The organism is Ignavibacteriales bacterium, assembly GCA_026390575.1.
Classification (GTDB): Bacteria; Bacteroidota; Ignavibacteria; order UBA10030; family UBA10030; genus Fen-1298.
Genome location: JAPLFR010000006.1, coordinates 97,476 through 112,271 on the forward strand (window position 1 = coordinate 97,476; position 14,796 = coordinate 112,271).

General features: G+C 43.8%; 11 protein-coding genes. 5 read left to right on the forward strand and 6 right to left on the reverse strand.

Annotated features, from left to right (window positions below):
* Positions 1-47: 47 nt before the first annotated feature.
* Complete coding sequence (locus tag NTX44_04175) at positions 48-1,436, reverse strand: dipeptidase (GenBank protein ID MCX6120797.1); 1,389 nt, start codon at positions 1,434-1,436, stop codon at positions 48-50.
* A 583-nt stretch (positions 1,437-2,019) separates the two neighbouring features.
* On the opposite strand from NTX44_04175, the gene NTX44_04180 reads away from it, so the two are divergent.
* Both NTX44_04180 and NTX44_04185 read left to right on the forward strand, forming a co-directional pair.
* Positions 2,020-4,665, forward strand: coding sequence for a glycoside hydrolase family 3 C-terminal domain-containing protein (locus tag NTX44_04180; protein ID MCX6120798.1), 2,646 nt, complete (start codon positions 2,020-2,022; stop codon positions 4,663-4,665).
* 270 nt (positions 4,666-4,935) lie between these two features.
* Positions 4,936-5,628 (forward strand): hypothetical protein, encoded by a 693-nt coding sequence (locus tag NTX44_04185; GenBank protein ID MCX6120799.1) that lies wholly within the window; start codon positions 4,936-4,938, stop codon positions 5,626-5,628.
* A 22-nt stretch (positions 5,629-5,650) separates the two neighbouring features.
* On the opposite strand, the gene NTX44_04190 is transcribed toward NTX44_04185, so the two are convergent.
* On the reverse strand, positions 5,651-7,339 hold the full coding sequence (locus tag NTX44_04190) for a S41 family peptidase (GenBank protein MCX6120800.1): 1,689 nt from the start codon (positions 7,337-7,339) through the stop codon (positions 5,651-5,653).
* 17 nt (positions 7,340-7,356) lie between these two features.
* Positions 7,357-7,977, reverse strand: coding sequence for a dTMP kinase (tmk, locus tag NTX44_04195; GenBank protein ID MCX6120801.1), 621 nt, complete (start codon positions 7,975-7,977; stop codon positions 7,357-7,359).
* 375 nt (positions 7,978-8,352) lie between these two features.
* Here tmk and NTX44_04200 point away from each other — a divergent pair, with 375 nt between their 5' ends.
* The 3 genes from NTX44_04200 (at position 8,353) to NTX44_04210 (ending at position 10,319) form a co-directional block, all read left to right on the forward strand.
* Entirely contained in the window at positions 8,353-8,619 is a 267-nt protein-coding gene (locus NTX44_04200; protein MCX6120802.1) for a hypothetical protein, read from the forward strand.
* Positions 8,620-8,724: 105 nt separating this feature from the next.
* Complete coding sequence (locus NTX44_04205) at positions 8,725-9,390, forward strand: sigma-70 family RNA polymerase sigma factor (GenBank protein MCX6120803.1); 666 nt, start codon at positions 8,725-8,727, stop codon at positions 9,388-9,390.
* Positions 9,391-9,449: 59 nt separating this feature from the next.
* Positions 9,450-10,319, forward strand: a complete 870-nt coding sequence (locus NTX44_04210; protein ID MCX6120804.1) for a LiaF-related protein — start codon at positions 9,450-9,452, stop codon at positions 10,317-10,319.
* Positions 10,320-10,533: 214 nt separating this feature from the next.
* On the opposite strand, the gene NTX44_04215 is transcribed toward NTX44_04210, so the two are convergent.
* The 3 genes from NTX44_04215 to NTX44_04225 form a co-directional block, all read right to left on the reverse strand.
* A complete protein-coding gene (locus tag NTX44_04215; protein MCX6120805.1) occupies positions 10,534-13,161 on the reverse strand; it encodes a tetratricopeptide repeat protein in 2,628 nt (875 codons plus the stop codon).
* 99 nt (positions 13,162-13,260) lie between these two features.
* Positions 13,261-14,052, reverse strand: coding sequence for a glycerophosphodiester phosphodiesterase family protein (locus tag NTX44_04220; GenBank protein MCX6120806.1), 792 nt, complete (start codon positions 14,050-14,052; stop codon positions 13,261-13,263).
* Entirely contained in the window at positions 14,049-14,702 is a 654-nt protein-coding gene (locus tag NTX44_04225) for an adenylate kinase (GenBank protein ID MCX6120807.1), read from the reverse strand. The genes NTX44_04220 and NTX44_04225 overlap by 4 nt, the downstream gene beginning before the upstream one ends.
* Between the last annotated feature and the right edge of the window lie 94 nt (positions 14,703-14,796).

Consider the following 14,796-nt stretch of genomic DNA (forward strand, 5'->3'; position numbering starts at 1 on the left):
AGCGGTCGGAGAGGTGTTTAATACTTTGCAAGATGTAAGATCTATCGTTATTTCTTCTTTCCGCTTTTCCAGAAATTCGGAAATTCTTTGTAATAATGTGCAACTGTTTTTATACCGCCAAAGAAGTTGTCGAGATTGATGAATTCATTTGGCGCGTGAGCATTTTCATCAGGCAGACCAAAACCGAGAAGTACCGAATCAATGCCAAGGAGTTTCTTAAAATCTACAACGATGGGGATTGATCCCCCTTCACGCTGGTAAAGAGGTTTCTTCCCAAATCCTTTCTCCAATGCAATAACAGCTGCTTGCACACCCGGGCTATCCACAGGAGTGATCGCCGGTTCGCCACCATGCAGGTTGCGTACTTTGAGTGAAACGGTTTTCGGCGCAATCGCCTTTAAGTGTTTCTCAAACAATTTCGCAATTTTTTCCGACGACTGATCTGGTACCAACCGCATAGAAATTTTTGCAAACGCCTTTGCCGGAAGAACAGTCTTTGCACCCTCCCCTGTATAGCCGCCCCAGATACCGTTGCATTCAAGTGTCGGCCTCGCCCAGAGCCGCTCAAGTGTTGTAAATCCTTTTTCACCGTAAAGTTGTTTCACACCGAGTGACGTAGCATACTTCTTGTCGTTCCATGGCAGTTTTTTAAACGCCACACGTTCAGCTTTGGTCAAAGAACGTACATCATCATACATTCCTTTTACAGTAATGCGGCCGTTCTTATCGTGCAGGGATGCAATCATTTCTGTTAATGCCTGAATGGGATTGTGCACCGATCCTCCGAATGAGCCGGAGTGTAAATCGCCACTCGGTCCTGTGAGTTCTACTTCCATATATGCTAAGCCGCGCAAGGCATAGGTAACCGACGGAACACCTTTTGCGAACATGCCGGAATCAGAAATTACGATCACATCGGCTTTGAGCAATTCTTTGTGCTCGCTGACAAACTGAGCAAGGTTCTCACTACCAATTTCTTCTTCTCCTTCAAAAATAATTTTAATATTCACCGGCAGTGCATCACCATTTTTTAAAAATGCTTCAACAGCTTTGAGATGGATGAATATTTGCCCTTTGTCATCTGAAGCGCCGCGTGCGTACAAATTTTCTCCACGAATTGTTGCCTCAAACGGTGGCGACTTCCACAAGTCCACGGGGTCTTCCGGCTGTACATCATAATGCCCGTAAACGAGAATCGTTGGCTTGCCCGCCACGCTAAGCCAATCCGCATACACTACCGGATGCCCCTTCGTCTCTAAAATTTGCACGTTCTGCAAACCGATGTTCGTCATGTGATTCTTAAGCCACTCGGCAGTACGGCGCATCTCTGGTTTGCGTTCTGTTTGTGAGCTGACACTTGGAATTGCAAGGAGTTCTTTCAATTCGCCAAGATAGCGCTCGTGATTGGATTCGATGTACGATAAAATCTTTTCCATAGATTTTTCCTTTTGATAAATAAAGAAATTTGTCTATGAAAATATAGGCATTGGAGCAAGGAAAGGCAAGAAGACAAAAGTTCTCTTGTTGCAGGAAAGACGAAATTCTTCTATCTTTTCCCATCTCTTATATACTACCAATTCAAACAATGAAAATGATAGGTATATATGAAACAGAAGGCATTCCTACTAGTTGTTCTCTCTTTTTCCATTGCACACGCGCATCTATCTCACATCGAAACAAATATACTCAACCCACTTGCATACAATCGAAATGGGAACGAATCCTGGGCTGCCGGAGAATGGTCAAATAATTCGGTCCATCCTTTGGATAAATTGTTAGCTCTCAGCAGATTTTTTTATGATCCTGAAGCTAAAAGACACCTTGAGCATGGTACTTCACAGATTACGAGTTTACGTTTGAATAATACAAATTCACTGACGGAATGAACGTCGCGCAAAAAGCATTGCGGGAATGCGGAACGAGCACACATTAATAAAATACGAGATAGATTAGTATATTAAGAATGATATGATGTATTGTAAGCAACTGAATTCTTCAAAGAATCAGAAAGGTTTCAATATGAAAATCATGAAGCTCACAATCTTCATCAATCTTACACTCGCTGCAAATCTTTTATCCAATCCTCCGGATGGAAGAACGAAGTCGGCGCCGTACCAGAATCCTGCTCTTCCCATCGAAGTTCGTGTCAACGACTTGGTATCTCGAATGACACTTGACGAAAAAATCAGTCAGATGATGAATGCCGCCGATTCGATTAGCAGGTTAGGCATTCCGGATTATAACTGGTGGAGCGAAGGCCTTCACGGTGTTGCTATCTCAGGCATTGCGACAGTTTTTCCACAATCAATCGGGCTCGCTGCTACATGGGACGACAGCTTAGTCAACCGTGTCGGTGATGTTATATCGACAGAGTTCAGGGCAAAATTCAATGATTATCAGAAGAAAGGAGATCATGGCATTTTCAAAGGATTAACTGTCTGGTCTCCCAATGTGAATATATTTCGCGATCCGCGGTGGGGAAGAGGACAGGAAACATATGGTGAAGATCCGTACCTCACTTCCCGTATGGGTGTTGCATTTGTAAAAGGTATGCAAGGCAGTGATCCAAAATATTTAAAAGTCGTCTCCACGCCAAAACATTATGCTGTCCACAGCGGGCCTGAATCAGAACGCCATCATTTCGATGCCGTGACGGATTATCGCGACTTCGCTGAAACGTACACGCCTGCCTTCAAAGCATGCATTACTGAGGGGGGTGCGTTCTCCGTTATGGGTGCATATCAACGTTATCTCGCCACTCCGTGTTGTGCGAGTGAGTTGTTGTTGAAAAAAGTGTTGCGTGAGAAATGGAATTTCAAAGGATATGTTGTCTCGGATTGCGGTGCTATTTATGATATTTATGGGAATCATAAATTTGTCAGCACACCGGAAGAGGCTTCCGCTCTGGCTGTCCTGGCGGGTTGCGATCTCGAATGCGGTGATACTTATAAGTATTTAAAAAACGCAGTACAGAAAGGTTTGTTGAAAGAGACGGACATCGATATTTCTGTCAAACGGCTTTTTACTGCGCGTTACAAGCTTGGCATGTTCGATCCTCCTGAAACGGTTCGATATGCGCAGATACCAATTTCTGAAAACGATACGCCGGAACATCGTGAACTCGCATTGAAGGCAGCGCGCGAATCAATTGTGCTTCTAAAAAATGAGAATAATTTTCTGCCATTAAAGAAAGACACAAAAACGATTGCCGTCATCGGCCCGAATGCAAATGTGATCGAAGTGTTGTACGGCAATTACAACGGAGTTTCATCGAAGCCGGTGACACTGCTGGATGGAATAAAGAACCGTGCACCTGCATCAACAAAAATTATATACGAACCCGGTTCCAACATTGCTGACCAGTCTCCCATTCTAACGGCAATTCCAGAAGATGTTTTCCTTACCGGACACGAAAACGAAAAAGGTTTAATAGCTGAATATTTTGATAATATGAATTTGGAAGGTGCTCCTTTTCTCACACGGATTGATAAGCTGGTTGACTTTGATTTTATCACTCAGCCGCCACTGCCGGATGAAAATATGAAATTTTCCGTCCGATGGACGGGCTGGCTTGTTCCATCTGTCACGGACACGTATTTCATCGGTTTTCTCGGAGATGACGGTTATCGAGTCTATCTTGATGATACACTCCTTTATGCAAACTGGACAGACCATGCTCCTACATTGAGTAAAGTCAAGATGGATTTATCCAGAGATAAAAAATACAAAATCAGGATTGAGTATTATCAAAACGTAGGTGGTGCAGTTGCCAAATTTCAATGGGCAAAAAATAATGAGAATTATACACAAAAGATTGACGATGCTGTGAAACAAGCAGACGTGATTATTTATGCCGGCGGAATTTCACCCATGCTTGAAGGAGAAGAAATGCCGATTGATATAGAAGGATTCCATCGTGGTGACCGCACGTCGCTTGACATACCTGCGGTGCAGGATAATATTTTAAAGAGAATTAAATTATCCGGAAAACCAATTGTCCTCGTATTGTTGAATGGCAGTCCGTTATCCGTACAATGGGCAGATAAAAATGCCGATGCAATTCTTGAAACATGGTATCCGGGTGAAGAAGGTGGAAATGCCATAGCAGACGTCATTTTTGGTAACTATAATCCGGCAGGACGCCTTCCTCTTACGTTCTATGCATCGGTCCTTGATCTTCCTCCGTTTGAAGATTACAATATGAAAGGTAGAACATATCGCTACTTCAACGGTACTCCTCTCTATGAGTTTGGTTACGGCTTGAGTTATACAACCTTCATGTATTCAAATATAAAGGCGCCGTCAACTATCAGAACAAATGAGAATGTACACATATCGGTTGAAGTTGAAAACACGGGAAAGATGGACGGCGATGAGGTTATTGAATTGTATACAAAGATACTCGATGCCAAGGTGCCTGTACCCATTCACACACTTCAGGGTTTCAAGCGTATTTTCCTTACGAAGGGGGAGAAGAAAATTGTTGAATTCAATTTGAAGCCCGAACAGTTTTCTATAATAAACGATAAGAATCAACGGGTAGTCGAACCGGGAAGTATTCAGCTCTCCATTGGGGGCTGCCAACCTTCGCAAAAGGCTTTGAGCTCAAGTGATGTACTCAGAACCAAGCTGGAAGTAACAGGAGTAGTAAATGTAATCGAATAAAATGTGTCTTTTTCTTTCGTATGGATATCGTCACACGTTAAATATTTTTAGGTAGTCGATTTCATCATGTATGAGAATGCCGTAAGAGAAATGAGTTCGATGAAGGCAGTTGGAAGGTATGAGATTAACCTTATGAAAATAACTCACCGACTGTATAGTCTCATTTTTCTATTTATGACAGCAATTTTCATCTCATCTGCAGACCTTAGGGCATTTGATACAGATGATTCCGTCAAAGCAGAGCATTCATTATTTATCCAAGGAAAAATCATGAAAGATACTTTACAGCTCCCCTATCTCAAGAAAATCGGACAGCGCGGCAAGATTACTATTTGGGTCGTTGATGGAACCTATGTACGAACGCATCTCGACGAAGAGTTCACAAACTACGGCGAGCATTATGGCTTCAAGTGCATTCCAAAAGATGAATTTTGGCTCGATAAAGAAGCCGCAGAAGACGAGCAGCAATTCTTTATCGATCACCTGCTCGTTGAATATCGTTTGGTTGAGAAAGGTGTGCCCTATGATGACGCATTGGTAAAAGCAGATAAAGCAGAGATGGCAGAACGCAAAAAAGCTGGTGATGTGGAAAAGATCACCAAAGGAGGGAATCTCCCCGATCCTACAAAAGCACATGTAAAACTTTGGAAGAAACTCGAATCGGGTGTAAGCGTCTGGATTATCGATGGCAGACTCGTGCGCAGTGTCTTTGATATTGACTTTACAGAAGGTGGACATGATCACGTGTACGAATTTGTACCGCAGAACGAAGTTTGGATTGACAATGACCTTGAAGAAGCAGAACGTCCGTATGTCCTTCTTCATGAACTACATGAACGAAACCTCATGGCAAAGGGTTGGACGTACACTAAAGCACATGAAGATTCAAGCAAACTCGAATACTATTGCCGGCATCATCCTGCTGAATTGCATGCGATGCTGGCACAAGAAGGTTGGGAATGAACAAAACGAGCCGATCTTTTGCTCACCTCCCTTTCAATCCTAATAATTTATCGTACGTCTTTTTGTTCTTGAGAATATTGATTGCGGTCTGCAATTGCTTATCGGTGGCAAACATTGATTCAAATCGGGCTTTATCGCCTTTCATCCGTGCAAGGATTTCTGTTTTGAGCGCATCGCGGATATCCTCTTGATAACGATGAATCTGCTCACCTTTTCCAGATTTCAACTCTTTCTCCAATTTGCTGATACCGTCCAAAAAGGATTGATCGTACCGTGCATTCGTTGCAAGGGTACGCAGCTCTTTTAGTTTCATTTCTCCTTCATCTTGATACTCGAATCCTTTATCTTTAATGAACACTTCAAAGTCTTCAATCATTGCATCGGTGACTTCAAAAGTGTCTGGAATCGCTTTCTTCTCCGCAGCAAAATGATTGGCATACTTAAAGAACATAGACTTACGATTGAGTTCTTCAAGATACATGTTGCGCACAGTATCCGATACAATTGTATCCGGCAGAATACCTCCGCTCTCCCACACGCGCCTGTTATGCGCCGTGCGGAATTCACGTCTCAGACTGTCGGGCTTGGTTGTTACATTGCCGTCACCATCACGATGCCAATAATCAACTTCCTGGATGCACCTCCCGCTCGGTGTATAGTAACGTGCGGTTGTGATCTTGAGTGATGCATTTTCTGATAACCGGGAGATTGTCTGCACCAATCCTTTTCCAAACGTGCGTGTACCTACCAAAACACCTCGGTCGAGGTCCTGAATGGCACCTCCGACAATTTCGCTTGCGCTGGCACTAAACCGATTCACCAGCACTGCCGTCGGAATATCCTTCAGCATCTGTGTCTCTGAAGAGTAATATCTCCGTTCTGAATCGCTTTTACGTCCGTGCGTAGTAACTACAAGACTGCTTTCAGGAACGAACTTAGAAACCACTTCAACAGCGCTTTCGAGTAATCCACCAGGATTGTCGCGAAGATCAAGCACAATTCCCTTTAATTCTCCCTTTGCCCGCAAATCCTTGATAGTGTTGCGTAAATCTTCTCCTGCTGTCCGTGAAAATCTTTCGAGCCGAACATAACCGATGCCATCCACAACATATCCTGCATAAGCAATATTGTGCACGGAAATTTCTTCACGCATCAATACAAAGTCAATGGGTTTCTTTTCGCCTTCTCGTTCTATCTTCATTTTCAATTCTGTTCCAGGAGCGCCGCGTACAAACTGGCGAATAGCTTCCAGCGAAATCCCTTTTGTTGGTTTTCCTTCCACTTCAATAATTCTATCGCCAACTTCAACCCCTTGCTTTGCGGCAGAGAATCCTTCGAGTAAATTTATCACTGTCACATAACCATCACGCAGACCGATGGTAACACCAACGCCGCCGTATTTACCATTCGTAATGAGATCGATTTCATCGTTCTCTTTCTCACCAATGTACACTGTGTATGGATCCAGGGTTCTCAGCATTCCGTCGATGCCGGCGCGCATGAATTCTTCCGGATCGAGAGAATCAACATAATTGATAGTAATTTCTTTGTACACTTTGCTGTACGTGTCAATACCGCGGTAAATTTTCAAATAGTACTCGGCATCGCCGCCTTCTGAGACGAATCCGAAAAATGTCAGCGCCAAAAGAGGAACAAGAATAAAAACCGCACTATGCGTTTTGTTCCGTGAACTTAATCGTGTTCGATTCATACAACTTCGCTCCAAGATCATTTCTGTGTGGTGAGTGCTTTTGTCACATGCTGCCAGATAAGTTCATGCAGATCATCGATGGGCTGTAATCCATTTATGACGCAGTACCGGGATTCCGTCTTTGCAATTTGAAGGAATCCGTTTCTGGCGCGTTCGTAAAATTCAATGTTGTTCGATTCCATCCGATCCTTATTTGTTTTTGCTGAATGCATGCGTTTTTCAATTTCCCGTATGGGGATATCAAGAAAGAACGTCACATCGGGCGCTAATCCGCCAGTGGCATATCGGTTAATTGCATGGATCACTTCGAGTGGAATGCCTCTGCCAAAGCCTTGATATGCAGTCGTGGAATCATAATAGCGGTCGCAAATGACCACCATACCGGCCTCAAGCGCCGGACGCACAACCTCTTGAATCAACTGTGAGCGGCTTGCAGAGAAGAGAAATAACTCACTTGCTTCCGTCATACCATCGTTGTTTTTATCGAGCAGCATCTTGCGAATTTTTTCGCCTATGTCTGTGCCGCCCGGCTCGCGTAGAACGAGCACACGATGATCCTGCACTGTGAGACGATCGGCAAGCAGTTGTACTTGCGTTGACTTGCCTGAATAATCGAGACCTTCAAACGTGATGAGCATGGGAATGAATGCTGTGGCGAGTGGTTAAATAATTATCTGGTGATTTATTACTGATTGTGATGGTTAAGATTTGAGATTTGTATTTTGTACTGCTCTGTATTTCTTTTTTTATTCCTGCATACTGCTTTTAAAATACCTAAATTAGCTTTGTTAAGCAAACAAATGAATCATATTGGACAGTTCCAATAAGGTTTTGTCGCTTTCAATTCCATTGAAAAACAATGAAAATCTTTGACAATAAGTCAATATTTTTTAGATGATGACGAATTATTTTATTATAATACTATTCATATGTTTGACAAATATTTGTATTTACTCTATGGTATAGCGGTTTTAAATAAATTGTCATCTTATTAATGTATGCCAGGTGTTTCTATGCTCCATTGGTTCTTGTTAGCCGGCAATGAGACTGAGAAATTGAAAACGAAATTCATCAGTTATTATTCCGACCATAATTCTCCTAAGGGTATCGCATTATGGAAGTGGAAAAAAACATGTTGGATATGCGCGCCGGCAGACTTCAAGCAAGATATTCTTGCTGCATTTGTAAAATATGGAATAATTGAATTCTCTTCTGCGCCCTCTCCATCAGACATAGAATTTTTGTACGGCGACGATCAATCTCTTAACTCTCTGTCATAGACATTAAACTCATCAGAGGACTAATCACAACTTCACCTTTCTTGCTCCTCTCAACTTTTTTCACTACAATAATTTAGAAAATGAAGCGGTGACAGATAGTTCAGGATGCCTCAAGCACACAAGAAACATACTCCACCTCCTTCTCCGATTTCAACTCCCAAAGCATTGAGTGCACTCGAGCAAAGGCGATTTGAATCGCGTAAAGAGGATTCCACACTCATCCAGCAAGCGCTTGCTGGCGAGCAGAATGCATTTCGTAAACTCCGGCTCAAATACTATTCGCCAATCTTCAAACTCATCAACCGAATGATACGCAGCCGCGAGGAAGTAGAAGATCTGACGCAGGAAGCGTTCATAAAAGCATTTACTTCGCTCGCCAGTTTCAATGAAGAATACTCCTTCTCAACTTGGCTTTATAAAATAGCAACGAACAACGCAATTGACCACGTCCGGAAACGAAAACTTCAGACGTTTTCCATCAACAAACCTATTGAATCAGAAGAAAGCGATTATTCGTTTGAGCTGCCGGACACAGATCCGGAGCCGGATCAAGAACTTATTGCCACCCAACGGAAGAAGATGTTAGACGATGCAATGGATTCGCTGCCGGCAAAGTATAGACAGGTAATTCTTATGCGCCACGTAGACGAAAAAGAATACCAAGAAATTGCCAAAACATTGAAACTTCCGCTTGGAACAGTAAAGGCACACATCTTTCGCGCCCGCGAACTCCTCTATAAACAACTCCGCGACAAAATGCGTCATTATTGAGATTCCGTGCAACTTCTTCCGCGGTAACTACGTAATATCAAGAGGTATAGGGGTATCTCATGAAAAACTCTATGAAATTTCTGTTGTTTCTTCTCGTTGGCGCTGTTTGCACTATCGCGGCGTTTGCTCGTACTCTTGAAAACAAACATCGTGAATTCAGCCCCACGAAAGAGAAAGAGCTGCGGGTTATTCTTGATGTTTCGTTCGGAAGTATTTCTATTCAACGAGGCGAACACGATAAAATTGCATCCGTTGATTACAGTGAAGAAGAAGATGCCAAACAAAAATTATACATTTCTTACGATATCTCTAACGAAACCGGCACGTTGTATATCAAACTAAAGGAATCCACACACTTCTGGGGCGACGATGACGACCGGAACGGTCATAATCGCCATCTCGATATTAAATTGGGCAGTACCGTTCCGATTTCTTTTGAATTAGAACTTGGAGCAGGAAATGGCGATATCGACTTAACCGACTTGCAGGTGAAAGACGTAAAAATATCGACAGGCGCCAGTAGTGTGACAATGAAATGCAGCAAGCCAAATCCGATTTCCGCAGACGATATCTCCATTGAATCGGGTGTGAGTAAATTCACGGCAACAAATCTTAGCAATTTGAATTTCCGCAATCTGAAATTTAGCGGCGGTGTAGGTTCCTATAAACTTGATTTCGACGGTAAACTGAGACAAAGCGCCGAAGTGCAGATTGAAGTTGGGCTCGGCTCTATCAATGTCTATGTCCCCACTACTATTGCCGCCAAGTTAGTGTATGATGACAACTGGCTTTCGAGTTTCAAGCTTGATGATGATTTTGAAAAAACGCGAAGCGGTGTGTATGAAACGAGCGATTTTCAAGACGCATCCAAACGATTGACTATTCGAATGGAATCTGGTTTAGGCAGTGTGCGAGTGCAAAGAAAATAGATGCTGTCAATTGTCTTTTGAACCGGTTCTCTGGCAGGAAGTTTCTCCCCATTCCACTTTTTAAACCTTACGCTTGGCATTTATTCTTGTCATCTTTTTCACTCTTCTCATCGAAACGAGTGCATCATCTTTTGAATTTCGAGTGAAATGCATGGAACTTTATTTTTGAACCATAGGGTGGATAAACTGTCAATGGAGTGTCGCATATAAGTTCCTACCCTACTCCGAAGTGGAAGAATTGTCCCCACGAACGCGGATGGCTGACTTCACGTGTGCGAATAAGATTGAGGAGCGCTTGCCGGTACGCATCGCCGGGAGCGAGACCGTTGGCAAGATGTGTGAAGAAATATTCACTGAAAAATTTTGCCGATTTCCTATCTGCTGACCATGCATTTAAAAAAACATCAGGTGTTCCATTCAAACGAAGCAAGAGCGCATGGTCGGCAGAGAGTCCAATGCCTTGACCATATTGATTTGAGAGTGCTATCACAGGAATTGCTTCAAGTTCGCCGAGCTTTTCAAACGGAACGGCCGTAGATTGCTCCACCATCAAGCCACTTGAGAGAATAAAATTGCCAAGCGGAAATTCTGCGCTTTGCTGGCTGAATTCAGTTGAAATTTGCAAGATGTCGGCTTTAATGGATTTCAAATTATCCCACGATGTTTCTAATCCCACCATCACTCTTGCACCTTTGAAAAAGCTGCGGATGTCACGCAATTCGTAATCCACCGACCAGTTTTTACCTGTCGGATTACCGAATGCTACAATATCCTGCAAGCGAACCGAGGAAGTAGCACGATAGCGCAACGAAGCAAGTGACGGCACATAATCTACGCTCGTTAATTCAATAACATATTTTACATTTCCTTTTGTATCCTGCCGTTCTATCGCATGAAATGGAAAACCATCCATCTCACTATTAACAACAATGATAAGATTCTTTTCGAAGAGATCGTCCACCGGACGAAGGAGAATATCATACATCTGAGTAGATAGTCTTGCGAAGCGTGTCATGGAAGGCATGCTCGCTTCTCCAGCTTCACCGGAATACACATTTGGATCTTGAAGAAGCTGCCGGTATTCCGTCATCATCTGTAAAAGATCGTCGTGGCGAATGACCGAGGTACGGACAATGAGCTGTGACCGCGTGACAGCAAAGATATAGAGTAGATCATCTGTAGACAGAAATTCAATTGCCAGCGTGCCGCGCGGGATGCTCGCCTGCAATATCCTCGCATCTATAGGACTCGGCAGAACCAGCGTTTCGTAGTTTGCATGCTCGTCAATAACTTGCCGCGATTCTTTTCTGAGAGTTTGTTTTGCCGAACCAAGTTCAGCATGCAGTGCATTCAAATCATTACTGTCTGACGAATGTTTTGTGCTGGCAAGCCGTGCAGTATATTCAGCTTCAAGCATTCTTGCCTTATGAAGTTGCTCATGCACATTCCTTGTTCGTACTTTCACCTGTGTAGAGCGCAGTGAAATAGTAAGATTCTGAAATGTGCCTGCAAGTTGTTTCGTCCGTGCGTACTCAACAATCTTCAACGCTTCGTTTTGGCGCTGTAATTTAATAAGTAAGGCGCCTAAACATCCATACCAATCCTGATGCGATGGCAGCATGCCAAGAGCATTCTGGTACGGCATATGCAATTCTTCATTGGAATATTCCGCCAGTGCATTTTGATCAAGCGTCACTGCCTTCAAGAAATAATCGAGGGCTTTCACGAATTCTCCTGCGCGTTCATATTCTTTTCCAAGCTGAATGTACAGAAATCCTTCGCCGGCGATGTGACCGCATTCCAGAAATTTCTTTGCAAGTTGTTCGTACGACCGTCTCAGTTTCTCCCCATTCTGTGCGCGCTGATCCGGCGGCAGAGTGTTGAAATCACAGCGAACTAAGAAGAGAGAGAGGTAATTTTCTGCTATACGATCACCCTGTGAACGCGCAAGTTCCAACGCCTCACGATAATAACGTTTTGCTTCTGACAGGTTACTGCTCTGTTCATAAAGATGTCCAAGTTGGAAAAGGAGAACCGTTTGAACATCTTTACCAGCGCGCGCGCGGCGAAGTACATTAATAGCATCTCGGAAATCGCGGAGCGCACTGTTGATACTGTTTTGCGCAGTATGAAGAAGGCCGAGTTCCGCCTGCAGCCGGGCAATAAGCAATGGATTGCTTGTTTGACTGATTGATGAGACCGCTTGTGTAAGCGAGTTTGCCGCTTCCTCGTTTCGCTGCTGCATTCGGTAAATACATCCGATGCCACCCAGTGCAGCGGCAAGATGCTGACGATCGCCGCTTGCCTGTGAGAGCGTTAGTACACTTTTATACGCATTCAGTGCTTCATTCAGATCATCGCTTGTTTTCAAGATCGAAGCAAGTTTTAGTTCTGACTCGGCTCTGGCGTTCCTGTCATCAAACGCAGTCGCAGAGGCAACGGCGACACGATAATGGGCAATAGCTCGATCATTCATATGCATTGCAGCATAGAGGTCACCTTCGAGAAGTGCAAGTCGAACTTCACCGTGCACATCCCCTTCCTTGCGCATGAGCGCTGCGGCTTGTTCCGCTGCAGAAAATGCGGCACGGAATTCTCCTAAATTCAAATCGGTTTGGATAAGGAATGTAAGGGCTTCTATGAGTTGGTCATTCTTCTTGAGATCACGAAACGATCGAATGGCATCCTCTAACATCGGCTTTGCTTGTTTGAATGATTGTTCACTGATAAGCGCTACCGATTTTTCATACATTTCAGTAGGGTCGGTCGATGGGCGATCGCCGACATCACATGCAAGCAAAAGGAAGATGGCGAGAAGAAGAACAGGCGATATGCGTTTCACGATGGTTGAAATTCCCGACTCATGATGGAAGAAAGCACTAAATCAACTGGAACACGAGAAGAATATAACAAACTCCTACTTATGCTTCAACAAAAAGAATCATCGCTTGCCATTGTCATTTTTCACTACGCTGACTATATCATCTGCATTGTTGGATAAAATGCCATCAACGCGGCATGTTAGCATTCGCTGCGCGCCTTGTACTGAATTGAGTGTATAGACATATACCGCGATGCCATGCGTATGAGCGTCATTTAACATGTGGCGGTTTAATTCACGCGTGGCGCATTTAAATACTTTTGCCCCAACGCGTTCAGCAAGTTTCGATGGCGAGCGGCCAAAGTCATGCAAAAAATCAAAGAGCACGCCCGTCACTGCTGAAGATTTCATTCGCTTTATATTTGATAAAAGTTGATGATTAAAAGAGGAAAACATCACGCGGTCATCCATCCCGCATTGATGAACCACATCAAGCACTTTTTTTTCCAACAATCCGGATGGTTCCCTATACAGCAAATCTGATTTGATTTCTACATCTACCCAAAGCCGGCTTCCTACGTGCTGAAATACTTCTGCAAGTGTCGGAATTCGTTGTTCGGCAAACATCGGATGGAACCACGAGCCGGCATCAAGCTTGCGAATTTCTTCCAATGAATAGTTGCGTACAGGACCGTTGCCCGTGGACGTGCGTTGAAGCGTCCGGTCATGCAGAACGATAACTTCTTCCTCCTTTGTCAGGCGGACATCTAATTCAATCATATCAATACCGGGGACACCGGCAGCTTGTTCAAAAGAAGCGAGAGTGTTTTCCGGTGCCTTTGCCGAAATACCGCGGTGCGCAATAACATACGGTGGCGCACCCGGCAATGGTTTGGGCTGAAATGGTCTCATCTGGTTCTGTTTTTATACAGCGCATCGAGGATCAGTTTGTGTACATAGCCGATCTCGTCCATACCATTAATCGGAACAAGCCGGTCGGTTTCGCGATAATATTCGATGAGCGGTTTCGTCTGTTGCTGATAGACTTCAAGGCGCCTGCGAACTGGTTCCGGTTTATCATCATCCCGCTGATAGAGTTCACCACCGCATGACGGGCACTTTTTGAGATCGGCGCCGATGCGGGCAATTGTATAAATGCGGCCGCAGCCACGGCAAAGCCGCCGTTGATCAAGGCGGTTTATTATTTCTTCATTGTTCACTTCAAGACTGATTACAGAGTCAAGTTTAATTCCGATTTTTTCGAAAAGCACATCAAGGGCGCGTGCTTGCAGAAGCGTTCGAGGAAAACCATCCAGGATGAAGTTATCTCTCGCTTCATCAGACGTAAGCGTTTCTTCTATTAATCCGATGACAACATCGTCGGGAACAAGATTGCCGGCATCCATAAAAGATTTCGCTTTTACTCCAAGAGCAGTTTTGTTCTTCACCGCTTCACGCAGTAAATCACCGGTAGAGATATGTGCTGAGTGAAATTCTTCAACAAGTAATTTGGCTTGGGTACCTTTGCCCACGCCCGGAGGTCCAAAGAGAATGATCTTCATGAGTTCGTTCTTTATTCTTTTTTAATTTATGATAGGTACATGAATGTGCAATAAATATACGTGAAAATGTTTAGATTAAGAAAATTACAAAGAA